The following is a 25,145-nucleotide window of genomic DNA, read 5'->3' as shown; positions in this document are numbered from 1 at the left end:
GGCTCGGCGATGGGGCAGGCCGCACCGCCCGCGGCAAGGAAGAGTATGGACGCCAGAGTCATTTCCAAGGCCAAGCTGCCCAGCCGCCATGTGACCGTCGGTCCGGCGCGTGCGCCGCACCGTTCCTATCTCTATGCGATGGGGTTGTCGGCGGCCGAGATCGCGCAGCCGCTGGTCGGTGTCGCGTCCTGCTGGAACGAGGCGGCCCCCTGCAACATCTCGCTGATGCGCCAGGCGCAGGTGGTCAAGAAGGGCGTCGCGGCCGCCAGCGGCACGCCGCGCGAATTCTGTACCATCACCGTCACCGACGGCATCGCCATGGGCCACCAGGGCATGAAGTCATCGCTGGTGTCGCGTGAGGTCATCGCCGATTCGGTCGAACTCACCATGCGCGGCCATTGCTACGATGCGCTCGTCGGCCTCGCCGGCTGCGACAAGTCGCTGCCCGGCATGATGATGGCCATGGTGCGTCTCAATGTGCCGTCGATCTTCATCTATGGCGGCTCGATCCTGCCGGGCAGCTATCGCGGGCGCCAGATCACCGTGCAGGATGTGTTCGAGGCGGTCGGCCAGCATTCGGTCGGCACGGTCAGCGATTCCGAGCTGCTTGAAATCGAGCAGGCGGCATGTCCGTCGGCCGGCTCCTGCGGTGCCCAGTTCACCGCCAACACCATGGCCACGGTCGCCGAGGCGATCGGTCTGGCGCTGCCCTATTCCTGTGGCGCGCCGGCGCCCTACGAGATGCGCGACCGTTTCAATTTCGCCTCGGGCGAAAAGATCATGGAACTGATCGCGAAAAATATCCGGCCGCGCGACATCGTCACGCTGAAGGCGCTGGAAAATGCCGCGACCGTGGTCTCCGCCACCGGCGGTTCGACCAACGCCGCGTTGCATTTGCCGGCGATCGCACACGAGGCCGGCATCAAGTTCGATCTGTTCGATGTGGCGAAGATCTTCGAGAAGACGCCTTACATCGCCGACCTCAAGCCCGGCGGAAAATACGTCGCCAAGGACATGTTCGAGGCGGGCGGCATTCCGCTGCTGATGAAGACGTTGCTCGACCACGGCTACCTGCATGGCGATTGCCTGACCGTGACTGGCCGCACTTTGGCCGAAAATATGGAGCACGTTGCCTGGAATGAACATCAGGACGTGGTCCGCCCGGCCAACAGACCCATTACTCAAACCGGCGGTGTTGTGGGCTTGAAGGGGAACCTTGCCCCCGAAGGCGCGATCGTCAAGGTCGCGGGCATGTCGGAGTTGAAGTTCTCGGGTCCGGCGCGTTGCTTCGATTCGGAGGAGGAATGTTTCGAGGCGGTGACGCATCGCAACTACAGGGAAGGCGAGGTTCTCGTCATCCGCTACGAAGGGCCGCGCGGTGGCCCCGGCATGCGTGAGATGCTGTCGACGACGGCGGCCCTCTACGGCCAGGGCATGGGCGGCAAGGTGGCGCTGATCACCGATGGGCGCTTCTCGGGCGCGACGCGCGGTTTCTGCATCGGCCATGTCGGGCCGGAAGCGGCAGTCGGCGGCCCGATCGGGTTGCTCAGGGATGGCGACGTGATTTCGATCGACGCGGTGAATGGCACGATCGACGTGGCGTTGTCGGCAACCGAATTGACGGAGAGGGCAAAGACCTGGAAGGCGCGCACGACCGACTATCAATCGGGCGCGATCTGGAAATATGCACAGACGGTAGGGCCGGCGCGCGATGGCGCGGTCACCCATCCGGGTGGTGCGAAAGAAACACACTGCTATGCGGACATCTGAGTTGCTGAGGTCGTCTGTCTTTTCGGCACTGGTCGGGCTCGCCATTTTTGGCGCGATCTTTGGCGCCGTAGGCCAGGCCGTGGCCTTCGACGACAAGGTGTTCGATGACAAGACCGGAGTGAAGCCGCAGTCCAGCCCGTGGGCGGTGTTCCAGTTCGGCTTCTCCGCTTACAAGAACGGCCACAAGGAACAGGCCGCCGAGGCCTACAAATACGCCGCCGAAAACGGCCAGATCGGCGCCACCTGGAAGCTTGCGCGCATGTATGCCGAGGGCGACGGCGTGGCGCGCGACGACTATGAGGCGTTCAAGTTCTTCTCGGAGATCGTCGACCAGGATGTCGAGCCCGGCTCACCCGAGGAAAGCTATGTCTCCGACGCGCTGGTGGCGCTTGGCGACTATCTGCGCAAGGGTATTCCCGGCAGCCCGGTCACCGAGAACGAGGTGGCGGCCCAGGAATATTACATGCGCGCCGCCGCCAATTATCGCAATCCGAACGCGCAGTTCGAGATGGGGCAGATGTTCCTGAAGGGCGAGGGCGGCGTGAAGGCCAGCGTCAAGCAGGCCGGGCGTTGGTTCCAGCTCGCCGCCGAGAAGGGCCATGCCGGCGCACAGGCGACGTTGGGCCACCTGTTGTTCCAGAGCGGCAAGGTCGTTCGCGGCCTGGCGATGATGACCGCGGCGCTCGAACGCGCTTCGCCGGCCGATCAGCCCTGGATCCGCGGCATGCAGGAAGAGGCATTTGCGACTGCCGGCGAAGCCGACCGCCGCACCGCGATCTCGCTGGCGGATGACATCCTCACCAAGGGCGGCAACGCCGACCAGTAGGGGTCGCGGCCACGCAGGCCTCACCCACCGCAGCACTCGATTCTCGATCCTGATCAGTTTTCGGTCGGTTCCGTCGGCACCATGCTGGGAGCCGGTGTCGAGATCGGCGTGACATGCGGGTGCGGCGCCAGCGTGTTTTCAGGACAGCTGTCCTGAATCTTCGTCCACGACGTGTTGTTGAGCACCATCTCGCAGCGGGCAAGATGGCTTTTGTCGGCAACCGTCAGGCATACGACCTGGCCAAGTGGGTACGATTTTCCATTGGCCAGGCATTCCTGGGCGGCAAGTGCCGCTGCAGGGGCGACCATGGCAAATGCCAGGCCGATCGGACAAAGAACAAATCGTATGGTCATGGAAACCCAGCCGCCACGCTGATCCCAAGTCAACGGCGCGATTGTGGCGATATGAGGGTTGGGGGCCGGTATCAGCGCACGAGGCGGGGCGGTATTTGCCACACCCCGCGGTAGAAGGCCGTCAGGCCGGCTGCAGCGCGAGATCGATCGCCACCGGCACGTGATCGGACGGCTTTTCCCAGGCGCGCACATGCTTTTCGACCGAGGCGGATGAAAACCGGTTGGCGGCTTCCGGCGACAGCAGCAAATGGTCAATGCGGATGCCGTTGTTCTTCTGCCAGGCGCCCGCCTGATAGTCCCAGAACGTATAGGTGTCGGGTGCGTCGGTGACGGCGCGCACCGCCTCGGTGAAACCCAGATTGAGCAGCCGGCGGAAGGCCTGTCGTGTCTGCGGCTGGAACAGCGCGTCGCCCAGCCAGTTTTCCGGAAACCGCGCATCGATCGGCTCGGGAATGACGTTGTAGTCGCCAGCAAGCACGAGGGCCTCCTCCAACTTGAGCCGACCCTCGGCCCAGCGCTCCAGCCGCGCCATCCAGGAAAGCTTGAAGGGGAACTTCTTCTCGTCATCGATCGGGTTGCCGTTCGGCAGATAGAGCGAGACGACACGCAACGCGCCCTTGTCGGTCGAGAAAACGCCTTCGATGAAACGCGCCTGCTCGTCGGCATCATCGCCCGGCAGGCCTCTGATGACTTCGTCGAAGCGCAGCTTCGACAGGATGGCGACGCCGTTGAAGCCCTTCTGGCCATGGGTTTCGACATTGTAGCCAAGCGCCTCGATCTCGGCGCGCGGGAACTGGTCGTCGACTGTCTTGATCTCCTGCAGGCAGACGATGTCGGGTGCGCTCTCGGTCAGCCAATGGGTCAGGTTGCCGATGCGGGCGCGGACGCCGTTGATGTTCCAGGTGACGATTTTCATGACGGTCTCATTGTTCTTGCGGCGGGTGGCGTTCGACCAGGCCGATCGTATTGCCGGCCGGGTCCTTTAGGAAGGCCATCCATTCGCTTTCCCCCGCCGGACCGAACTGGCCTTCGGTGTCGCGATGGACGAGCGTCGGCGGCGCGGTGAACGGCACACCCGCGGTCCTCGCCTGGGCATGGAAATCGTCGAGGCCTGACATGTCGAGATAGACGGTTCCGGCCGGTATGCCGTCAGTGAACAGCAACCGCACATCGCCGGCCATAATGAAGGCAATGCCTGGTGGATCGAAGCGCGCATGCAGGTTCATGCCGAGCACATCGCGCCAGAAGGCCAATGTCGCATCGAGGTCGCGTCCGGCCGACAGCGCGATCTGACGGACCGCGCCGATGGCAGGCATGGCAATGGCTTTAGACGGAGAAGCTGGTGCCGCAGCCGCAGGAGGCGACCGCGTTCGGATTGCGAATCTGGAAGGACTGGCCCATCAGATCGTCGACGAAGTCGATGACCGAGCCGCCCATGTAGACCAGCGACAGGTCGTCGATCAGCACCGTGGCGCCATCCTTCTCGATGGCGACGTCATCGTCGTTGCGGGTGTCGACCAGATCGAACTTGTAGGAAAAGCCGGAGCAACCGCCGCCTTCGACCGAAACGCGCAACGCCGTTTTGCCGGCTTGCCCCGAGACAATCTTGGCGATCCGCTTGGCGGCGGCCTCGGTCATATCAACTTTCATGGCAGTCTTGGCATCCGCGCCCATGGGCGTCACCTTGCTTTCGGTTTCACATGATAGGTATGAAGCGCGACGGGGCAAGTCAACTGCGGCGGCATCAGCCATGACAAATGAGCTTGGCGACATCGGATTCGGCTATCGGCCGCGCGCGGCCTATGCCTGCGACCCGGCAAAGTCGCGCGGACGGCTTTTCGACGAGGCCGAAAGCCCGACCCGCACGCCGTTCCAGCGCGATCGTGACCGCATCATCCATTCAACGGCATTCCGGCGGCTGAAGCACAAGACGCAGGTCTTCATTGCCCATGAGGGCGACCACTATCGCACCCGGCTGACCCATTCGATCGAGGTGGCGCAGATCGCCCGCGCCCTGGCGCGAGCGTTGCGCGGCGACGAGGATCTCGCCGAGGCGGTGGCGCTGGTGCATGATTTCGGCCACACGCCCTTTGGCCACACCGGCGAGGATGCGCTGAACGAGAAAATGGCAGAATGGGGCGGCTTCGACCACAACGCGCAATCGCTGCGCATCGTGACAAGGCTGGAGGCGCGCTACGCCGAATTCGACGGGCTGAACCTGACCTGGGAAACACTCGAAGGCTTGGTCAAGCACAACGGGCCGATGACGGACGCCAACGGCAAGGGCCTGAAAGGGCCGGTGCCGCAAGCGATCCGTGATTACTCACAGCTGCACGACCTCGAGCTGGACCGCTTTGCCGGCATCGAGGCGCAATGCGCGGCGATCGCCGACGATATCGCCTACAACACGCACGATATCGACGACGGCCTGAGGGCAGGGCTGCTGACGCTGGACATGCTGGAGACTGTTTCGCTGCCGGGAACGATCCTGCAAGGCGTGCGTGCACGCTATCCAGTGCTCGATGCCGTGCGCACCGGCCATGAGCTGATGCGCCGGCAGATCACCGCCATGGTCGAAGATGTGATCAAGTCGACGACCGCCAATCTGGAGCGCATCAGGCCGCAGAGCGCCGACGCGGTGCGGGCGGCGGGCGAGACCATGGTCACCTTCTCGACTGCGATGGCTGCGGCCGAGAAGGAACTGAAGGCTTTTCTCTACAAGCATCTCTATCGGCACGAGGAGGTCATGCGGGTGCGCGCCGACGCCGAGCAGATCGTCAGGGGCCTGTTCGACGTCTACTTCGCCGACCCTCGCGCCATGCCGGACGGCTGGCGCGAGGGGCTGGATCGGGCCGACGATCGCATCAAGGCGCGCAGCGTCGCCGATTTCCTGGCCGGCATGACCGACACCTATGCGCTCAAGGAGCACCGGCGTTTGTTTGACCATACGCCGGATTTGAGCTAGGGCGGGCTCGATTTTGCCGGCCAACCAGCCGGATTCCCTGCAAGCCGCCAGCGCCAGACCCCAGAGTCAGACCAATGAACATTTTCGCCGATTTCACCGCGCGAATCATAAAAGCCGTCGAAGCACTTGATTTGAAAGACAATGACGGCGTTTCGCCGGACCTGTCTCGCATTGCCGTCGAGCCGCCGCGCGACCCCAGCCACGGCGACCTGGCAACCAATGCGGCGATGGTGCTGGCCAAGCCCACGGGCCAGAATCCGCGCGTGCTGGCCGAACGGCTGGCGCAAGCGCTGCGAGACGACAAGGATGTCGCCGCCGCCGAAGTGGCCGGGCCTGGCTTCGTCAATCTCCGGCTGAAGGACGGTTTCTGGCAGGCGCATCTTACCGCGCTGCTCGGCGAGGGCCGCAATTATGGCCGCTCGACGGTCGGTGGTGGCAGGAAAACCAATGTCGAATATGTCTCGGCCAATCCGACGGGCCCGATGCATGTCGGCCATTGCCGGGGCGCCGTGGTCGGCGATGCGCTCGCCAATCTGATGGCCTTTGCCGGCTACGACGTGACCAAGGAATATGTCATCAACGATGCCGGTTCGCAGATCGACGTGCTCGGCCGTTCGGTTCTGCTGCGCTACCGCGAGGCGCTTGGCGAGGATATCGGCGAGATCCCGGCCGGGCTTTACCCCGGCGACTATCTCGTCCCTGTCGGTCAGGCGCTGGCCAAGGAGTTTGGCCACTCCTTGCTGCAGATGCCGGACGACGAGGCTCTCGCCATCGTCAAGGATCGCACCATCGATGCGATGATGGCCATGATCCGCGAGGATCTGGCGATGCTCAACGTGCATCACGACGTGTTCTTTTCCGAGCGCACGCTGCACGCTGACAATGCGAGGAAGATCCGCTCGGCGATCGCCGACCTGACGCTGAAGGGCCATATCTACAAGGGTAAGCTGCCGCCACCCAAGGGCGAGAAGCCCGACGATTGGGAGGATCGCGAGCAGACCCTGTTCCGCTCGACGGCAGTCGGCGACGACATGGACCGGGCGCTGGTCAAGTCCGATGGCTCGTTCACCTATTTCGCTGCCGACGTTGCCTATCTCAAGGACAAGGTCGATCGCGGCTTCGTCGACCTGATCTACGTGCTCGGCGCCGACCATGGCGGCTATGTCAAGCGGCTGGAAGCCCTGGCACGCGCGATTGCCGGCGACGAAGTGAAACTCACGGTGCTGCTGTGCCAACTGGTGAAACTGTTTCGCGACGGCGAACCGGTGCGCATGTCGAAGCGCTCCGGCGATTTCGTCACCCTGCGCGAAGTGGTGGAGGAGGTTGGCCGCGACGCGATCCGCTTCATGATGCTCTATCGCAAGAACGATGCGCCGCTCGATTTCGACTTCGCCAAGGTGACCGAGCAGTCCAAGGATAACCCGGTGTTCTACGTGCAGTACGCCTCGGCACGCTGCCATTCGGTGTTCCGGCAGGCGAGTGAGCAGTTGGGCGAAGCAAATTTCGACCGCGCCAGCCTTGCCGCCGCCGTGACATCGCTGACCGACGAGGGCGAAATAGGCCTGATCCGCAAGCTTGCCGAATATCCACGACTGATCGAGTCCGCGGCCCTTGCGCTCGAGCCCCATCGGCTGGCATTTTATCTCTACGATCTGGCTTCCAGTTTCCATGGACACTGGAACCGCGGTACCGATAATCCGGACTTACGTTTTGTTAAGGTTAACGACCGACAATTGACGCATGCCAGACTAGGGCTGGTGCAGGCTGTTTCGGACGTTCTGACGTCCGGCCTGACGTTGATCGGAGCCGCCGCGCCCACCGAAATGCGTTAGGTTTGACTAAAAAACCTGTCACCTTTTGCCCACATTGCGCTGGTAAGGGCCAACCCTACGCGACGTCCATGGCGTCCGAATGAGTGCGAGTTCGGGAACAATAATGGCAGACAGAACCCAGCTGAGAGTAGCCGACCACAACGACATCGCCGCCGATGATCCGTTTGCGGAACTGACCAGGATCATGGGATTCGACCCGCGCCAGCCGGTCAGGCCGCAAGCGCCTGCCCAGCAGAAAGCTGCCGTCGCCGGTCAGCCGGTGGAAGAGGGCGATTTCGACATCGACCTCGAAAAGGAACTGATGGGCGAGTTCGGCGCCGATGACAGCGACGCCGCTCCGGTTGCCGAGGCTCCTGAGCCGGCGTTCGAAACGGCTGCCGTCAGTGCGGCGGACGACGATCTTGCTGTGTCGCTCGATGACGATTTCCATCTGGACATGGCGGATTTCGACGATCACGCGGCCGTCGCCGGCCATGCTGATCTCGGCGCTGCCGAACCCGCGCCATCCGTCGAGGCGGCTTTCGGCTCCGATTTCGACAATGCCGTCGCCAGTTCGCTCGAAGACGTTTCGCCCTTCGAAGACGATCAGCCGATGGAAGACGAGCTCGCGGCGTCGCTCGATCAGGATTTCCAGATCGATGACGAAGCCGACGAAGCCCAGCACGTTGTTGCCGCTGCCGACATGCATGCTTCTGTCGAGCCGGCCTACGATCCTGAATTCGACGATGCGGTTGCGAATTCGCTCGAGGACGAGCTGATGCTGGACGACCATTCGTCCGCGGAGCCCTACACGACGGCGGATGCGATCGCGTACCCCATACCGGCCCATGCAGCCGCGAGTGACGCCCAGGCGATCTCCAACGGCGATTTCGCCGGCCACGCGGACGACGCCATGGCTGATGTCGACATGGATTTCGATCTTGCCGCGGATCGCCCGGTCGCTTTCGATGCGCCGGAAACGCATGACTTGCTCAGTGATGAAGTGGAGGCGGAGGGCGAAAGCCACAGCGCCGAAAAGACGTCGGACGATGCTTTCGACCTGAATTTCGATGATGCGTTTGTCGACACGGCCGAAGAGTCGGTTGCCGAGGTTGCCGCCACCGCGTTTCAGCCGGCAGCGCCAGCCGCCACTGTGGCCGAGCCGGTGCATGCCCCCATCGCGGATGAACGAAGCCTGGAAGACGAGTTGAACGCGCTGCTGGGCGCCATGACCGCGCGCACGGCGCCGGTGGCCAGCGAGGCCGTCATGGTTCAGCCAGCCGTCGCCGCCCAGCCGGCTGTTGCCGCGGCAAAAAGCGCCGATGAACCGACTGATCTCGTTGGCGACCTCGACTGGGATCTTGACGAAACCACGCCCGATGAGCCGCAACACCTTGCCGCCGCCCAGGCCACCGAAGCGGATATCGCCGGACAAGCTGATGTCGATTTCGACAATGATGCGTTCGACGCGGCGCTGGCCAAAAGCCTCGATCCGCGTGACGTGGCCGCTTCCCGGCAAGATCAGGCTGATTCTCTCGATTGGCTGGCGGAGCGTTCCACACCGGCAGAACCTGCCCGCTCGTGGAGCCGCGTGACACCGGTTCCGCAACAGCCGGCATTTGCCGCTCAGCCGACGGCTTCGATGGCATCCATGGCCGCGACGCCGGCAGTGGCTGCCGTGCCGTCCTACCGTACGGCCGAGCCGATTGAGACTGTCGCCCCTGCAGCCCCTGTATCCGTGCCGCAGTCGCGACAGCCCGCTCGTTACGAAGAAATGCCTGATGTCGAGACCGTCGATGTGCCGGAACGTGTCGTGGCGCTGGCGGACGATCTCGACATTCCGGAACTGCACTTCGAGGAAGACGAGCCGTCGGCGTCTGGCTATGACGATCTTGATGCCGAGTTCGCCAGTCTTCTCACCGACATGAACACGGTGGATGTCGCCGCCGCGCCGGTGGCCAACGCGCCCAGCGCGTCCTATGACGATGAATCCTACAATGCCGGTTTCAAGCCGGGCTATGACCAGGCCAAGCCGGGCTATGAGGGGCTCAAGCCGGCCTATCAAGCGGAAGCGCGGACCTATGCGGCGCGGCCGATGGAAATGCCTGCCCGCGCGGCGGCGCCCACGGGTTATGCCGATGCCGTCGACGGCTTCAACCTCGACAACCTGCCCGCCAGCCAGCCGGTTTCACAGGCGGAAGATTTCACCGTCGACGAGCTCGACTACGATCCCGAACTGGACGAGGCAATGTCTGTTCCGGGGCTCGGCGAGCGGGAGGCCGCAAGATCCTCACGTGGGCGTGGCATGTTCATTGCCGCGATTATCGGTGCCGTGGCAGTGGCTGGCGGCCTCGGCGCCTTTGCGCTGTCATTCGGCGGCAAGGGCGGCAGCGAGGCGCCGGTGATCGTCAAGGCCGACAATACGCCAATCAAGGTCAAGCCGGAAAATCCGGGCGGCGCCGTGGTGCCCAACCAGGACAACAAGGTCTACGACGCGGTGGCCAAGGGGGCGAAGCCCGCCGAGCCGGTCCAGGAAAAGCTGGTCACTAACACTGAAGAGCCTGTGGATGTGCAGGCGAAGGACCCGGCTCGTGCCATCGATCTTTCGCCGGGTACGGCCGATGAGGCCACCGCCGCCACTGATGGAGCGGATGCGGCCGGCAATGCCGTTGCGGCCGTTCCGGCGCCGAAATCCGAGGATCGCATCGCGCAGGTGCTGCAGGATGCCGACAAGGGTACCAACGCCGATGTCGTCGCGGTTGCGCCGCGCAAGGTGAGGACCATGGTGGTCAAGTCGGACGGTTCGCTGGTTCCGCGCGAGGATCCGACGCCCGCCGCACCGCAGGTGGCCGCCACCGAGCCGGTCGATCCGGCGCCGCAGCATGTTGCCCCGTCGGCGCAGGCCGATGCGGATCAGACTGGCACCGTGGCGCCCGCCGCCGCCCAGGCGGATGACGAGCCAGCGCTCAAGCCGGCAGCCAAGTCCAAGGCTGAGGCCAAGGCCCAGTCGGCCAACACGCCGGCCAAGGTTCCGGTCGCGCCGCAGCGCCCGTCCGACCAGCCGGTTGATGTCGTCGGTGAGGTCAAGCCGGATCAGGTTGCGTCCATCGATCCGTCGTCAACCGCGACCGGCGGGGGTTCATGGTCGATGCAGATCGCTTCGCAGCCGACGGTCGAAAGCGCCCAGTCCAGCTATCAGGACCTGCAGCGCCGCTACGCCAGCGTGCTTGCCGGCCGCACCGCCAACATCGTCAAGGCCGAGATCGCCGGCAAGGGTACGTTCTATCGTGTCCGCGTGCCCGCGCAGTCGCGCAACGATGCGATCAACCTGTGCACAAGCTACAAGGCGGCCGGCGGCAACTGCTTCGTGTCGCGCTAGGAGCTGACCAAACCAATCAAAGCCGGCGTGACCCAAGGGCCACGCCGGCTTTTTCATGTGAAGCCAGGTCTGGCGTTTGACCGCATGTGGCCCGGGGCGATTCCCTTTGATCGCGCGAAGCCTTAGACTCCTGATATGACCGAATCAAAATCCATGATCCTCGGCTGTGCCGGGAAATCGCTCACCCGCGAAGAAATCAATTTCTATCGCAATGAATGCCCTTGGGCTTTCATCCTGTTTGCGCGCAACATTGGCGAGACCGAGCAGATCCGCGATCTGGTCGCCGAGATGCGCGACTGCATCGGACGCCCGGACGCGCTGGTGTTCATCGACCAGGAGGGCGGCCGGGTGCAGCGCCTGCGCCCGCCGCTGGCGCCGAACTATCCGGCCGGCGGTGCGCTCGGCGCATTGTGGCGCAATGATCACGACGCCGGCGCGCGCGCGGCGTGGCTGATGGCGCGGCTGCATGCTTTCGATCTCTTGCGCTATGGCATCACGGCGGATTGCCTGCCGGTGCTGGACGTGCCGATCGAAGGCGCCAGCGACGTCATCGGCGCGCGCGCTTACGGCAAGGAGCCGCGCCCCGTCATCGAACTGGGCCGGGCCGCGGCCGAAGGCCTGACGGCGGGTGGGGGGTTGCCGGTCATGAAGCACATTCCTGGCCACGGGCGAGCCTTTGCCGACACGCATTTCGAATTGCCGATAGTCAATGCCTCGCTGAGCGATCTGCAGCGACATGACTTTGCCCCGTTCAGGGAGCTCAACCATCTGCCGATGGCGATGACGGCGCATGTGGTCTACAGCGCGATCGATCCCAACAATCCGGCGACCACCTCCGGCAAGGTCATCGATGAGATCATTCGTCGCGAGATCGGTTTCGACGGGTTGCTGATGAGCGACGACACCTCGATGAAGGCACTTTCTGGGGATTTCCCGACAAAGGCGGCCTCGATCCTTGCGGCGGGCTGCGATCTGGTCCTTCACTGTAACGGTGTTTTCGAGGAGATGGCCGGCATCGCATCGCGCACCACCGGGCTTGAAGGCACTTCGCTCGAGCGCGCAAAGCGGGCGCTGACCTATATTAAGAAACGCGACGCGGCTGAAGAAACCGAGATACGTGCGGAATTTGCCACCTATTTCGACGCGGTGGCCTGACAAAGGAAGCGAGAGGACGTGGCGGAGACATTGGAAAGCAAGGCCGCGAAGGCCGCACCGATGGACCGTCTGTGGGCCGAGAACGACGATTCACGCGTCACTGGCGACCCGTCGCTGGTTGTCGATGTGGCCGGCTTCGAAGGTCCGCTCGATCTGCTCCTGCATCTCGCCCGCACGCAGAAGGTCGATCTGGCGCGGATTTCGATCCTGGCGCTGGTCGAGCAATATCTGACCTTTGTCGAGACGGCGAGGGCGCTGCGGCTCGAGCTTGCCGCCGACTATCTGGTGATGGCGGCGTGGCTGGCCTTCCTCAAGTCGAAGCTTCTCATTCCCAAGCAACCGGGCGACGACGGCGAAAGCGGCGAGGAACTGGCGGCGGTGCTGCAGTTCCGGCTGAAGCGGCTGGAAGCCATGCGTGATGCCTCGGCGCGGCTGGTCAACCGCAATCGGCTCGGCCGCGACGTGTTTGCGCGCGGCATGCCGGAAATGGTCATCGTCGAGAAGCGCAACGCCTATTCGGCGTCGCTCTACGATCTGTTGACCGCTTATGCCCAGCAGCGGCAGAAGCAGGCGATCAACAATGTGACGATCGCCAGGCGCGGTGTCTGGTCGCTCAAGGATGCGCGCGATATCCTGACCCGGCTGGTCGGGGCTCTGCATGACTGGGCGACGCTGGAAAGTTTTCTGATCGAGTACATGACCAGCCCCGAGGAGCGGCGCACGGCGATCGCCAGCTCCTTTGCGGCCACGCTGGAACTGGTGCGCGAAGGCAAGATGGATGTGCGGCAGGACGAAGTGTTCGCGCCGATCTATCTGCGCGGCCGCGTGCAGGCAATCAAGGCTGTCGAGGTGGCATCATGAGTGAACGCGCCAACGCTTCGGTTCTCCCGTTCAAGGTTGGTGACGAACCGGAAGAGGCGCTGTTTTCCGAGGAGCCGGTCGAGCAGGTACAGAACCCCGCGGAGCGGCTGCATCTGGCGGAAGCCGTGCGCATGGCCGAGGCGATCGTGTTCGCCAGTGCCGAACCGGTCAGCGAAAAGCAGCTCGCGGCGCGCCTGCCTGACGGCATCAACGTCGCCGTCGCCATGGCTGAACTGCAGCAGATCTATGCACGGCGCGGCGTCAATCTTGTGCGCGTCGGCGAAGCCTGGGCATTTCGCACCGCCGGCGATCTGGCCTTCCTGATGAGCCGCGACACGGTGCAGCAGCGCAAGCTGTCGCGCGCAGCGCTCGAAGTGCTGGCGATCATCGCCTATCACCAGCCGGTGACGCGCGCCGAGATCGAGGACATCCGTGGTGTCGAAACCTCGAAAGGCACGCTCGACACGCTGCTGGAAACGGAATGGGTGCGCATGCGTGGCCGCCGCCGGACGCCCGGCCGTCCCGTAACCTATGGCACGACCGACACGTTCCTCGACCATTTCGCGCTGGAAGAAATCCGGGATCTTCCCGGTATGGAGGAACTGAAGGGCGCCGGGCTGCTTTCAGGCCGCATGCCGTCGAATTTCTCCATTCCACAGCCGCCGGCCGATCCCGACGCGCTGACCGACGACGAGGATGCGCTGACGGACATCGATCTCGAGGAACTCGGCCTGCTGACGCCGCGCGTCACGGAAGATTGACTGGCAATTGCAGCCCATTTGTCGAGGATGCGCGGATTCGTAGCGGGCCATGGCGTCGAAAATGCGTGACATCCGCCACCCTTTCATAAACTCTGTCGCAGTTGTGTTTGAATCCCAACGCGAAAACGCATAGATCATCGCCAGGGAAAACATTCGAGAGAGATTTGCTATGGGTTCATTTTCGATTTGGCATTGGATGATCGTGCTGGTGATCGTGCTTCTGGTGTTCGGCCGTGGCAAGATTCCCGAGTTGATGGGTGACATGGCCAAGGGCATCAAGAGCTTCAAGAAGGGCATGGCCGACGACGACGTTGCCGAAGACAAGCGCACCGTCGAACACCGTGCCGACGAGACCGTCTCGGCCGTGAAGGAAAAAGCCAGCAAGAGCTGAGCCACAGGTTCTAGTCGGAACAGATAGCCATGTTTGAAGTCGGCTGGACCGAAATGCTGGTGATTGCGATCGTCATGATCGTGGTCGTCGGGCCCAAGGATTTGCCCAACATGCTGCGCACCTTCGGCCGCACGACGGCCAAGTTGCGCGCCATGGCGTCCGACTTCCAGAAACAGTTCAACGAAGCGCTGAAGGAAGCCGAGCTCGACGACGTCAAGAAGTCGGTCGACGAGCTCAGGAACCTCAGTCCGGCCGCCGAGATCCGCAAACAGCTCAATCCATTCGAGCAGGCAGCAGCCGATGTGCGCTCGGGCGTCGACGCGGCGATGAAGCCGAAGCCGGCCGCCGATCCGGCAGCACCCGCCGCTTCGACGCCGCAGGCGACCGAACCGTTGAAGAACGGCGCAACGACCATGCCTGGCGTCAACGGGCCGGAAGCCGCGCCAGCAGCGCCGATTTTCCCGGCAATGACCGATGAATCAGTGGTGACATCGTCGGCGCCCACCGAACCTGTCTTGGCGCCGAAGGCATCCGCGAAGAAAGTGGCCAAGGCTCCACCGGCAAAGGCGACGCCGGCGGCAAAAGCGCCGGCCAAGGCGTCGGCGAAAGTCGTGGCGGCTTCAAAGCCTGAAATGCCCAAAACAACGAAGCCGGCAGCGGCCAAGGCGGTCGCGACCAAAGCCGTGGCGAAAGCCGAGCCGAAACCGGCCGCCGCGAAGAAGCCTGTGGCCAAGAAGACGGCTGGAGCCGCCAAGTGAGCGTTTCGGACAAGGAAAAGGACGAGATCGAAAAATCGTCGGCGCCGCTGATGGAGCATCTCATTGAGTTGCGCCGGCGGCTGATCTGGTCGCTGGGTGGCTTCTTCGTCGCCTTCCTGGTCTGCTTCTTCTTCGCCAAGAGGCTGTTCAACCTTTTGGTCGTCCCGTTCAAATGGGCGACGAAGTGGGCGGGGCTCGATCCGCACAAGGTCGAGCTGATCTACACCGCGCCGCAGGAATTCTTCTTCACCCAGGTCAAGCTCGCCATGTTCGGCGGCATGGTCATCGCCTTTCCGCTGATCGCCACGCAGATCTACAAATTCATCGCGCCCGGCCTCTACAAGAACGAGCGCAACGCCTTCCTGCCGTTCCTGATCGCGTCGCCCATCCTGTTCCTGATGGGCGCCTCGCTGGTCTATTTCTTCTTCACGCCGATGGTGATGTGGTTCTTCCTCGCAATGCAGCAGGCCGGCACCGACGACCAGGTGCAGATTTCGCTGCTGCCGAAGGTGTCGGAATATCTCAGCCTGATCATGACGCTGATCTTCTCTTTCGGCCTGGTGTTCCAGCTGCCGGTGGTGACCAGCCTGATGACGCGCGTCGGCATGCTGTCGTCCAAGGGGCTGGCCGAGAAACGCAAATGGGCGATCGTCATTGCTTTCATCGTCGCGGCGGTGCTGACGCCGCCCGATCCGATGAGCCAGATCGGCCTGGCCCTCCCGACCATCCTGCTCTACGAGGTTTCCATCTGGGCCGCGCGGTGGATCGAGCGCGACCAGGAAAGGCAGCGGGTGGCGCGCGAGAAGCAGGACGCCGCGGAAGCCGTGGCGGACAAAGCGCCGGACGAGCCACCGGCGCCGGCAGCTTCGTAAAGTAACAGGCCCGTGCTCGCGGCGGAAAACGACAACCGCCGCCCAGCCTCATCTTGCATCGATCAAGGATGCGGTTTACGCCCCTCTAGCCCAGCTTGAGGACGGAAAAACCATGCTTGATATCAAATGGATTCGCGACAACCCGAAGGCCCTTGTCGAGGCGCTGGTGAAGCGCTCCTGGTCGACCGGTGAAGCGCAGTCCACGGTCGATGGGCTGATCGCCTCGGACGAGGCGCGGCGCGAGCACGTCACCGAGCTGCAGACGAAGCAGGAGCGTCGCAACGCCGCCTCGAAGGAGATCGGCAACGCCATGCGCTCGGGCGATGCGGCACTTGCCGAAAAATTGAAAACCGAAGTCGGCGAGATCAAGACCTTCATCCAGAACGGCGAGGCACGCGAACGCGAACTCGACAAGGCGCTGAACGATGCGCTGGCGGTGCTGCCCAATGTGCCGCTCGACGATGTGCCGGTCGGCAAGGACGAGCACGACAATGTGGTCAAGCACATCGTTGGAAAGATACCGACGCGCCCGAACTGGGTGAAGGAGCATTTCGAGATCGGCGAAGCGCTCGGCATGATGGATTTCGAGCGGGCGGCGAAACTGTCCGGCTCGCGTTTCACCATCCTGAAGAGCGGGTTGGCGCGGATGGAACGCGCGCTCGGCCAGTTCATGCTCGACCTGCACACGACCGAGCATGGCTATGAGGAAGTCATCCCGCCATTGATGGTCAAGGACGACGTTCTTTTCGGCACCAACCAGCTGCCGAAGTTCGAGGAGGATCTGTTTTTCACGCCGCACGGGGAGGGCAGGCTTGGCCTGATCCCGACCGCCGAGGTGCCGCTCACCAATCTGGTGCGCGAGGAGATCACCGCGCATGAAAAACTGCCGCTGCGCTTCACAGCGCTGACGCCATGCTTCCGGTCGGAAGCGGGTTCGGCCGGGCGCGACACGCGCGGCATGCTGCGCCAGCACCAGTTCTACAAGGTCGAACTGGTGTCGATCACCGATCAGGAATCGTCGCTCGCCGAGCATGAGCGGATGACGCAATGCGCCGAGGAAGTGCTGAAGCGGCTCGGCCTGCCGTTCCGCACCATGACGCTGTGCACCGGCGACATGGGCTTTGGCGCACGCAAGACCTACGACATCGAGGTCTGGCTGCCCGGCCAGAACGCCTATCGCGAAATCTCGTCCTGCTCGGTGTGCGGCGATTTCCAGGCGCGCCGCATGGACGCCCGCTACAAGGACAAGGACGGCAAGGGCAACCGCTTCGTCCATACGCTCAACGGCTCAGGCACCGCAGTTGGCCGCGCGCTCATAGCTGTCATCGAAAACTACCAGAATGAGGATGGCAGCGTAACCATTCCTGAAGTGCTGCGGCCTTACATGGGCGGTCTGGAAAAGATCGAATCGAAATGATGCGCATCCTCCTGACCAATGATGACGGCATTCACGCCGAGGGCCTGGCGTCGCTCGAACGCGTCGCGCGCACGCTGTCCGACGATGTCTGGGTGGTGGCGCCGGAGCAAGACCAGTCCGGCTATGCGCATTCGCTGTCGATCTCGGAGCCGCTGCGGCTGCGCAAGATCGGCGAGAAGCATTTTGCCGTGCGCGGCACGCCGACCGATTGCGTCATCATGGGCGTCAAGAAGATCCTGCCGGGTGCACCGGACCTGATCCTGTCCGGCATCAATTCCGGCGCCAACATCGCCGACGACGTCACCTATTCGGGAACCGTCGCCGGCGCCATGGAAGGCGCGCTGCTGGGCATCCGCTCGATCGCGCTCAGCCAGGGCTACAGCTATGTCGGCGAGGATCGTGTGGTCCCTTACGAGACGACCGAGGCGCTGGCGCCGGCGCTGCTGAAGAAGCTTGTCGCGACGCCGTTGCCGGACGGCGTGCTGCTCAACGTCAATTTTCCGAACTGCCTTCCCGAGGAAGTCGCCGGTACGGTGGTCACCTCGCAAGGCAAGCTCGTGCACAGCCTGTGGGTCGACGAGCGCCGTGACGGGCGCGGGCTGCCTTACTACTGGCTGCGCTTCGGCCGCGAGCCGGTCGAAGGCAAGCGCGGCACCGACCTCTACGCGTTGCACAACCGGCTGGTGTCGGTGACGCCGTTGCATCTCGATCTCACCGCGCATGAAATCCGTGACCAACTGAGCAAGGCGCTTGCATGAATCAGGGGCTTCCAATCGATGATCGCGAAGGCTTCGCCGCCTTTTTGCTGCGCTTGCGCGGCCGGGGAACGGTGCCGAAGGCACTGATCGCTGCTTTCGAGGCGACACCGCGGCGTGGTTTTCTTGGTGCCCAGTTCCATCAGATCGCCTGGTCGGACCGCATGCTGCCGATCGAATGCGGCGAGGCGATCGAAGGCGCCGACATGCAGGCGGCGGTGATCGCGGCGCTCACCATCGAGCAGGGCAATCGCGTGCTCGAGATCGGTACCGGCTCAGGCTACACGGCAGCGGTGATGTCGCGGCTGGCGGCGCGGGTTGTCACCACGGACCGCTACAAGACGCTTGTCGAGCAAGCCAGGCAGCGTTTCGAGGCGCTTGGCATCGGCAATGTCATCGTGCGCCAGGCGGATGGTTCCGGCGGGCTGCCGAATGAAGGACCGTTCGATCGTATCGTCGCCTGGGCCGCCTTCGACAGCCTGCCGCGCTTCCTGCTCGACCAGTTGTCGAGCGGCGGCATCGTTATCGCCCCGATCGGTCCCGAAGAGGGCGAACAGGTGCTGGCCAAGCTGACCAAGGTCGGCAGCCGGTTCGAGCGCGAGGATATCGGCCTCGTTCGGCTGCAGCCGATCCTGCGCAGCGTGGCTGCCGTCATCTAACCTGTTGTCCAGGCGATGCCGCCTGCGCACGGGGAGGTCATGAGCTTCCGTGACAGCGCGGCGCAATCCACTTGCGCTCAATGAGGAGACCGCTTGCAAGCTCGCCTGAGCCGGTCTCGGTGCTTCTCCAAGCGGCCTCAAATATTTTAAGAAAATTTGCGTCTGATTTTAAGGGGTTAACCGACCAGTAACATTAACGCGCTTTAATCAAGCCCAGTTGGTAAAGAGTATGTGCGGGTTATTGCGATGCAACTCAGTGTTTTGAAGGCAAACGGGCGCAATCTGGCGCGAGGCTGCGCCGTCCTCATGATTGCAGGCGCTGCGGCCGGGTGCAGTTCCCAGGCCTCTCGATTCAACAGCGTCGACGACGTCTTCACGTCCTCGACCAACAATCAGCGCGCCATCATCAACAAGCAGGATGCCGTACAGCCCTATCCAGGCGATGTTTCGGCCGCTCCGCTCGACGGCAGCCATACGCAGTCGGTCAGCCGCTCCAGCCTCGAGCCGGTTTCGTCTAGGCCACTGCCGCCGCCCGTTGCCCAGGCGCAGCCGGCTCCGGCGCTTGCGCCTGCCGCAAACCCGGTCCGCGTCGCATCGGCGCCGGCCTTGGTGCGTCCGGCTCCCCACGTCGACAGGACGACGACTGGCACTGTTGCTCCGGCGGGATCGCCGTTCAAGACGGCGCAGCCCGACGCCCCGCGAGTGGCGACAGCGGCCGGTACCCCGCATGCCACCGAGATCGTCGTCAGGGATGGCGAAACGATTGGCGGCTTGGCGCACCGCTACAAGGTGCCCGCCGATGTCATCATGAAGGTCAATGGGCTGAGCGCGACCAAGGGGCTGAAGACCGGCCAGAAGCTGATCATCCCGGCCTATGCCTATTCGAGCAAATCAGAGCCGAAAGTCGCCGACGCCAAGCCGGCAAACGGCGGCAAGCGCGACCTGCCGGCCACCGCGCCGGACAAGGTCGCGGTGCTGCCACAGCAGCCGAAGCTCAAGGAGGGCAAGTCCGCCGCTCAGGTCGACGCTTCGGCCGCCGCAAGCCAGCCCAAGGAGCCCAAGCCCGTGCAGGTGGCCAGGGCGACCGGCGCCGCCGGCACCTATACGGTCCAGTCGGGGGACACGATGTCCTCGATTTCCAGGAAGACCGGCGTCGGCGTCGTCGCGCTGAAGCAGGCCAACGGCATGAAGGATGGCTTGCTCAAGATCGGTCAGACCCTGAAGGTGCCGGCCGGTGGAACGGCGACCGTCGCCAGCGCCAAGCCGGCCAAGATCGATCCGGTGACCACGGCAACGACGCAGCCGGCTGCAAAGACGACGCCGTCGGAAGCGCTGGCGTCCTACACGCCGCCGAAGAAAGATTCGAAGGTTATTCAGCAGGCCGAGGACGACGACGCTGTCGCGCCTGACGCCACCGGCATCGGCAAGATGCGCTGGCCGGTGCGCGGCCGCGTGATCTCCGGTTTCGGGGCTGGCAAGGACGGCGTCGACATCGCCGTGCCGACAGGCACGCCGGTCAAGGCGGCCGAGAATGGCGTCGTCATCTACGCCGGCGACGGCCTCAAGGAGTTCGGCAATACGGTGCTGGTGCGCCACGAGAATGGCCTGGTCACCGTCTACGGCCATGCCAGTTCGATCGAGGTCCAGCGCGGCCAGAAGGTCAAGCGCGGCCAGGAAATCGCACTGTCAGGCATGAGCGGCACGACGGACTCGCCGAAGCTGCACTTCGAGGTGCGCAAGAACTCGGCCCCGGTCGATCCGTCGGGCTATCTCGAATAGAACAAAAAAAGCGATTTGCAGGCCGCCTGACCTCCAGTCCGGCCCGCCGGCTCAGCCCGCTCCGCAAGGAGCGGGCTTTTTCAGTTGGCTTGGGCAGTCAATCCTTGAGTGGCTTGCCAAGCCGACCTGCCAGGTCCTGCGTGAACTGCCAGGCGACGCGGCCCGAGCGGCTGCCGCGCGTCGTCGCCCATTCCAGTGCCTCGGCGCGCAATGTCTCGGCATCGATGGCCAAGCCATGATGACGGACGTAGCCGTCGATCATGTCAAGATACTCGTCCTGTGAACATTTGTGGAAGCCGAGCCACAGGCCGAAACGATCGGACAGCGAGACTTTTTCCTCGACTGCCTCGGACGGGTTGATGGCGGTCGAGCGCTCATTGTCGATCATGTCGCGTGGCAACAGATGGCGGCGGTTGGAGGTGGCGTAGAAGATGACATTGGCCGGGCGGCCTTCGACGCCGCCCTCGAGCGCTGCCTTCAGCGATTTGTAGGAGGTATCGTCGTGGTCGAAGGAGAGGTCGTCGCAAAACAGGATGAAGCGGAAGGGCGCCGCCTTCAGCAGGCCCATCAGCTTCGGCAGCGTGTCGATGTCCTCACGGTGGATCTCGATCAGCTTCAACGGCAGGTCGGACTTGGCCCTGGAATTGATGTCCGCGTGCACGGCCTTGACCAGCGACGATTTGCCCATGCCGCGCGCGCCCCACAACAGCACGTTGTTGGCGGCATAGCCGGCGGCGAAGCGCTCGGTGTTGTCGACAAGGATGTCACGGACACGGTCGACGCCACGGATCAGGCCGATGTCGACGCGATTGACCTTGCGTACCGGCTCCAGAAAACCGGGGTCGGCCTGCCAGACGAAGCAATCGGCCTCGCCGAGATCGGTTCGAGGCACCGGTTGCGGGGCGAGGCGGCTGACCGCCTCGATCAGGCGGTCGAGCTTCTGGTTCAGGGCGTCAATGCTGCTGTCGGTCATGTCTGGCTTTTGTGTTTTCGCGGTTTTGAAGTGTGGGAGCGTGGACCTGTCCGATTCCGTCGGGTTCGAAACCGGTTGCAAGCTTTTGTTCGAGCGTGATCTTTTCCGAAAACCGGCTCGCGCTTTTCCCGGTCATGCTCTAACACGGCTCAACAGGCCGGAAAAGCAGCCGATTTGCCCAGCCGCGCAGTTGCATTGACAACTTTACCGACTATATTCCGGCCAAATTTCAAGGGGCCGCCAAACTCCGCAGGACGGTTGGCGGCTGTTTTCAAAATTCAGGAGTACTCTCGATGTTCGTGACACCGGCATACGCCCAAGGCATCGGCGGCGCCTCTCCAGATATGTTCATCAGCATTTTGCCGTTTGTCCTGATTTTCGTGATCATGTATTTTCTGATCATCCGGCCGCAGCGCACGCAGCTGAAGAAGCGCGGCGAGATGCTGGCGGCGGTTCGTCGCGGCGACACTGTCGTCACCGGCGGCGGCTTTGTCGGCAAGGTGACCAAGGTGATCGACGACAACGAGCTCGAGATCGACCTCGGCGGTGGCACCAAGGTGACCGCGCTGCGCTCGACGATCGCCGACGTGCGCGTCAAGGGCGAGCCGGTGGCCAACCAGAACGCCAAGAAGTAACCAAATTCCAGGCGGAGCGATCCGCGGACACGCTCTGACGGACGACGCCATATGTTGTATTTTTCGCGCTTCAAGATGATCCTGATCTGGGTGGCCGTGGCCATCACAGTGATCCTCGCCGCGCCCAACCTGTTCTCCGCCAGTACGCTGGCCCAACTGCCCAGCTGGGTGCCGAAGCGGCAGATGACGCTCGGCCTCGATCTGCAGGGCGGCTCGCACATCCTGCTCAGGATGGATCCCAACGATCTGATCAAGGATCGGCTGGAAACGACGCGGGACGAGATCAGGACGCTGCTGCGCGATGCCAAGGTCGGCTATACCGGCCTTGCCGGATCGGGCCGCACCGTGCAGGTCCGCATCACCGATCTCGCCCAGGTCGACGCCGCCAAGAAGGCGCTGAAGACATTGACCGATCCGGTCGCTGCCGGCCTGTTCAGCGGTGGCTCCATCCAGGAAATGACGCTGGATGATTCCGAGCCCGGCCTGCTCAAGTTCACCGTCACCGACGCCGGCATCAAATACCGCACCTCGACGGCGCTGACGCAATCGATCGAAGTGGTCGGCCGCCGTGTCAACGAGCTCGGCACCACCGAGCCGATCGTACAGCGCCAGGGCGATGACCGTATCCTGGTCCAGGTGCCTGGCCTGCAGGATCCGCAACGGCTGAAGGAAATCCTCGGCCAGACCGCCAAACTGACCTTCCAGATGGTCGACCAGTCGATGCCGGTGCAGGATGCGCTCAACGGCCGTCCGCCTGCCGGCTCCTCGATCCTCTATTCGCAGGATGATCCGCCGGTTCCCTACCTGATCGAAAACCGCGTCATCGTTTCGGGCGAGAACCTCGTCGATGCGCAGGCGACATACAACTCGCAGAACAACGAGCCGGTGGTTTCGTTCCGCTTCGATTCGAAGGGTGCGGCGCGTTTCGGCCAGGCGACCTCGCAGAATGTCGGCAAGCTGTTCGCCATCGTGCTCGACAATCAGGTCATCTCGGCGCCGCAGATCCGTGAGCCGATCCTCGGCGGCACTGGCCAGATCTCCGGCAATTTCACCGCCCAGAGCGCCAACGATCTCGCCGTGCTGCTGCGCGCCGGTGCGTTGCCGGCAACACTGACGGTGATCGAAGAACGCACGGTGGGCCCCGGCCTTGGCCAGGATTCGATCCATGCCGGCAAGGTCGCAGGCATCATCGGCTCGATCCTCGTCGTTGCGTTCATGTTCGTCGCCTACGGCTTCCTCGGCTTCCTCGCCAACATCGCTCTGGCGGTGCACGTGGCGATGATCGTCGGGCTGTTGTCACTGCTTGGCGCGACACTGACCTTGCCCGGTATCGCCGGTATCGTGCTGACCATTGGCATGGCGGTGGACTCCAACGTGCTGATCTACGAACGCATTCGCGAGGAGCGACGTAACGGCCGTTCCGTGATCCAGGCGATCGACACCGGCTTCTCCAAGGCGCTGGCGACCATCGTCGATTCCAACGTCACCTCGCTGATCGCCACCGTGGTGCTGTTCTATCTCGGTACGGGTCCGGTGAAGGGCTTTGCCATCACCTACGCCATCGGCATCCTGACCACCGTCTTCACCGCCTTCACCTTCACCCGGCTGCTGGTGTCGATCTGGCTGCGCCGTGCCCGTCCGAAGGAATTGCCGAAGGCGCCGGTGACCTTCATTCCGCCGGGCACGAAGATTCCGTTCATGGGCATCCGCCGCTGGACGTTCGCGCTGTCGAGCTTCCTGTCGGTTCTGTCGGTCGTGCTGTTCATGACCATCGACATCAATTATGGCATCGATTTCAAGGGCGGTTCGCTGATCGAAGTGCAGGCCAAGAGCGGCACTGCCGATCTCGCCGATATCAGAGGCCGATTGACGGAACTCAACATTGGCGAAGTGCAGGTACAGCAGTTCGGCGAGCCGAACGACGTGCTGATCCGCGTCGGGACGCAGGATGGCGGTGAGAATGCCGAGCAGACGGTCATCGACAAGGTGCGTGGCGAACTGCAGGACCAGTATGATTTCCGCCGCGTCGAAGTGGTGGGACCGACGGTTTCCGGCGAGTTGGCCAAGCAAGGCACGATCGCCATGCTGGTCGCGCTGCTCGGCATCCTGGTCTATGTCTGGTTCCGCTTCGAATGGCAGTTCGCGGTCGGCGCCATCGTGGCGACGGTGCACGATGTGGTGATGACGCTCGGCTTCTTCGTCATCACCGGGCTCGAATTCAACCAGTCGTCGCTGGCGGCGATCCTGACCATCATCGGCTATTCGCTGAACGACACGATCGTGGTCTACGACCGTGTCCGCGAGGATCTGCGAAAATACAAGCGAATGCCGCTGCCGCAGCTGTTGAACAACGCCATCAACGAGACGCTGTCGCGGACGACGCTGACCTCGGTGACGACGATCCTCGCCTTGCTGGCGCTGGTGCTGTTCGGCGGCGAGGTGATCCGCTCGTTCACCATGGCCATGCTGTTCGGCGTCGTGTTCGGCACCTATTCGTCGATCTTCATCGCGGCACCGCTGCTGATCCTGTTCAAGCTACGGCCGCAGGCTACAACCTCCGACGAGGAGAAGCCGGTCGGCGGCGGCAAGGCGGTCGCGACCTGACGCGCGGCTCCGAAGGGGTGACACAACGGTGACCGGCAAAGGCATCGTCATCCGCGAGGCGCATTTTCCCGGCCGCGCGCCGATCGAGGCCTACGGCAATGGCGGGTTCCGCTTCGCCGACATGTCGCATCGCGGCTCGCTTCTGTGCCTGCCATCCGGCATCCATGGCTGGGAGCCGGCCGACGCCACCGCGCTGACGGTGACGGATTTCGACAGGCTGCTGGCCGAGGCCGACAAGGTCGAAATCCTGCTGGTCGGCATGGGCAGGGAACTCCGGCCGCTGCCGGCGGCGCTACGCGCGGCGCTGAAGGCGGCGGGCATCGCGTCCGACCCGATGTCGACGGGGGCTGCGGTGCGGACCTACAATGTCCTTCTGGCGGAAGACCGCGCCGTGGCCGCCGCGCTGATTGCCGTCGATTGA

General features: G+C 63.5%; 23 protein-coding genes. 18 read left to right on the top strand and 5 right to left on the bottom strand.

What is annotated here, in order from left to right; translation table 11 throughout:
- The first annotated feature begins 45 nt into the window (after window positions 1-45).
- Window positions 46-1,770 (top strand): dihydroxy-acid dehydratase, encoded by a 1,725-nt coding sequence (gene ilvD, locus NR193_RS09405; RefSeq protein WP_256750589.1) that lies wholly within the window; start codon window positions 46-48, stop codon window positions 1,768-1,770.
- Window positions 1,757-2,596 carry a tetratricopeptide repeat protein gene (locus tag NR193_RS09400; RefSeq protein WP_256750588.1) on the top strand — a complete coding sequence of 280 codons (840 nt, stop codon included), beginning with the start codon at window positions 1,757-1,759 and terminating at the stop codon, window positions 2,594-2,596. The genes ilvD and NR193_RS09400 overlap by 14 nt, the downstream gene beginning before the upstream one ends.
- Before the next feature lie 53 nt (window positions 2,597-2,649).
- Here the strand turns inward: NR193_RS09400 and NR193_RS09395 are convergent, their stop codons facing one another.
- The 4 genes from NR193_RS09395 to erpA all read right to left on the bottom strand — a co-directional run bounded on the left by NR193_RS09395 (window position 2,650) and on the right by erpA (window position 4,623).
- On the bottom strand, window positions 2,650-2,949 hold the full coding sequence (locus NR193_RS09395) for a hypothetical protein (protein WP_256750587.1): 300 nt from the start codon (window positions 2,947-2,949) through the stop codon (window positions 2,650-2,652).
- A gap of 121 nt (window positions 2,950-3,070) precedes the next feature.
- A complete protein-coding gene (gene xth / locus NR193_RS09390; protein ID WP_256750586.1) occupies window positions 3,071-3,865 on the bottom strand; it encodes an exodeoxyribonuclease III in 795 nt (264 codons plus the stop codon).
- 7 nt (window positions 3,866-3,872) lie between these two features.
- Window positions 3,873-4,265, bottom strand: coding sequence for a VOC family protein (locus tag NR193_RS09385; protein WP_256750585.1), 393 nt, complete (start codon window positions 4,263-4,265; stop codon window positions 3,873-3,875).
- A gap of 10 nt (window positions 4,266-4,275) precedes the next feature.
- The gene (gene erpA, locus NR193_RS09380) at window positions 4,276-4,623 is read right to left on the bottom strand and encodes an iron-sulfur cluster insertion protein ErpA (RefSeq protein ID WP_091575307.1); all 348 of its coding nucleotides are present in this window, start codon (window positions 4,621-4,623) and stop codon (window positions 4,276-4,278) included.
- A 76-nt stretch (window positions 4,624-4,699) separates the two neighbouring features.
- Between erpA and NR193_RS09375 the strand changes: the two genes are divergently transcribed.
- The 13 genes from NR193_RS09375 to NR193_RS09315 all read left to right on the top strand — a co-directional run bounded on the left by NR193_RS09375 (window position 4,700) and on the right by NR193_RS09315 (window position 20,512).
- Window positions 4,700-5,914 carry a deoxyguanosinetriphosphate triphosphohydrolase gene (locus tag NR193_RS09375; protein ID WP_256750584.1) on the top strand — a complete coding sequence of 405 codons (1,215 nt, stop codon included), beginning with the start codon at window positions 4,700-4,702 and terminating at the stop codon, window positions 5,912-5,914.
- Between the two features lie 74 nt (window positions 5,915-5,988).
- The gene (gene argS / locus NR193_RS09370; protein ID WP_256750583.1) at window positions 5,989-7,746 is read left to right on the top strand and encodes an arginine--tRNA ligase; all 1,758 of its coding nucleotides are present in this window, start codon (window positions 5,989-5,991) and stop codon (window positions 7,744-7,746) included.
- 103 nt (window positions 7,747-7,849) lie between these two features.
- Window positions 7,850-11,104, top strand: a complete 3,255-nt coding sequence (locus NR193_RS09365) for an SPOR domain-containing protein (protein WP_256750582.1) — start codon at window positions 7,850-7,852, stop codon at window positions 11,102-11,104.
- A 135-nt stretch (window positions 11,105-11,239) separates the two neighbouring features.
- Entirely contained in the window at window positions 11,240-12,259 is a 1,020-nt protein-coding gene (gene nagZ, locus NR193_RS09360; RefSeq protein ID WP_256750581.1) for a beta-N-acetylhexosaminidase, read from the top strand.
- 60 nt (window positions 12,260-12,319) lie between these two features.
- Window positions 12,320-13,120 carry a ScpA family protein gene (locus tag NR193_RS09355; protein ID WP_256750693.1) on the top strand — a complete coding sequence of 267 codons (801 nt, stop codon included), beginning with the start codon at window positions 12,320-12,322 and terminating at the stop codon, window positions 13,118-13,120.
- Entirely contained in the window at window positions 13,117-13,881 is a 765-nt protein-coding gene (gene scpB / locus NR193_RS09350) for an SMC-Scp complex subunit ScpB (protein ID WP_256750580.1), read from the top strand. The genes NR193_RS09355 and scpB overlap by 4 nt, the downstream gene beginning before the upstream one ends.
- A 169-nt stretch (window positions 13,882-14,050) precedes the next feature.
- The gene (locus tag NR193_RS09345; protein ID WP_013895102.1) at window positions 14,051-14,272 is read left to right on the top strand and encodes a twin-arginine translocase TatA/TatE family subunit; all 222 of its coding nucleotides are present in this window, start codon (window positions 14,051-14,053) and stop codon (window positions 14,270-14,272) included.
- A 29-nt stretch (window positions 14,273-14,301) separates the two neighbouring features.
- Window positions 14,302-15,030, top strand: a complete 729-nt coding sequence (gene tatB, locus NR193_RS09340; RefSeq protein WP_256750579.1) for a Sec-independent protein translocase protein TatB — start codon at window positions 14,302-14,304, stop codon at window positions 15,028-15,030.
- Complete coding sequence (gene tatC / locus NR193_RS09335; RefSeq protein WP_256750578.1) at window positions 15,027-15,902, top strand: twin-arginine translocase subunit TatC; 876 nt, start codon at window positions 15,027-15,029, stop codon at window positions 15,900-15,902. Before tatB ends, tatC begins: the two co-directional genes overlap by 4 nt.
- Before the next feature lie 112 nt (window positions 15,903-16,014).
- On the top strand, window positions 16,015-17,319 hold the full coding sequence (gene serS / locus NR193_RS09330; RefSeq protein ID WP_256750577.1) for a serine--tRNA ligase: 1,305 nt from the start codon (window positions 16,015-16,017) through the stop codon (window positions 17,317-17,319).
- Window positions 17,319-18,077: a 5'/3'-nucleotidase SurE gene (gene surE, locus NR193_RS09325; protein WP_256750692.1), complete on the top strand. Its 759-nt coding sequence runs from the start codon at window positions 17,319-17,321 to the stop codon at window positions 18,075-18,077. Before serS ends, surE begins: the two co-directional genes overlap by 1 nt.
- Window positions 18,074-18,733, top strand: coding sequence for a protein-L-isoaspartate(D-aspartate) O-methyltransferase (locus NR193_RS09320; protein ID WP_256750576.1), 660 nt, complete (start codon window positions 18,074-18,076; stop codon window positions 18,731-18,733). The genes surE and NR193_RS09320 overlap by 4 nt, the downstream gene beginning before the upstream one ends.
- 246 nt (window positions 18,734-18,979) lie before the next feature.
- The gene (locus NR193_RS09315; RefSeq protein WP_256750575.1) at window positions 18,980-20,512 is read left to right on the top strand and encodes a peptidoglycan DD-metalloendopeptidase family protein; all 1,533 of its coding nucleotides are present in this window, start codon (window positions 18,980-18,982) and stop codon (window positions 20,510-20,512) included.
- 97 nt (window positions 20,513-20,609) lie between these two features.
- On the opposite strand, the gene NR193_RS09310 is transcribed toward NR193_RS09315, so the two are convergent.
- Window positions 20,610-21,485, bottom strand: a complete 876-nt coding sequence (locus NR193_RS09310) for an ATP-binding protein (RefSeq protein WP_256750574.1) — start codon at window positions 21,483-21,485, stop codon at window positions 20,610-20,612.
- A gap of 293 nt (window positions 21,486-21,778) precedes the next feature.
- Between NR193_RS09310 and yajC the strand changes: the two genes are divergently transcribed.
- The 3 genes from yajC to NR193_RS09295 are packed head-to-tail and all read left to right on the top strand — an operon-like array spanning window position 21,779 to window position 25,145.
- Window positions 21,779-22,120: a preprotein translocase subunit YajC gene (gene yajC, locus NR193_RS09305; RefSeq protein WP_010909882.1), complete on the top strand. Its 342-nt coding sequence runs from the start codon at window positions 21,779-21,781 to the stop codon at window positions 22,118-22,120.
- 51 nt (window positions 22,121-22,171) lie between these two features.
- Window positions 22,172-24,724: a protein translocase subunit SecDF gene (secDF, locus tag NR193_RS09300; RefSeq protein ID WP_256750573.1), complete on the top strand. Its 2,553-nt coding sequence runs from the start codon at window positions 22,172-22,174 to the stop codon at window positions 24,722-24,724.
- 28 nt (window positions 24,725-24,752) lie between these two features.
- Window positions 24,753-25,145, top strand: coding sequence for an Mth938-like domain-containing protein (locus NR193_RS09295; protein WP_256750572.1), 393 nt, complete (start codon window positions 24,753-24,755; stop codon window positions 25,143-25,145).

Origin of the sequence: Mesorhizobium sp. Mes31 (genome assembly GCF_024519675.1) — a bacterium.
In the GTDB taxonomy this organism is placed as follows: Bacteria; Pseudomonadota; Alphaproteobacteria; order Rhizobiales; family Rhizobiaceae; genus Mesorhizobium.
This window is presented reverse-complemented; position numbering and strand designations above follow the sequence as displayed.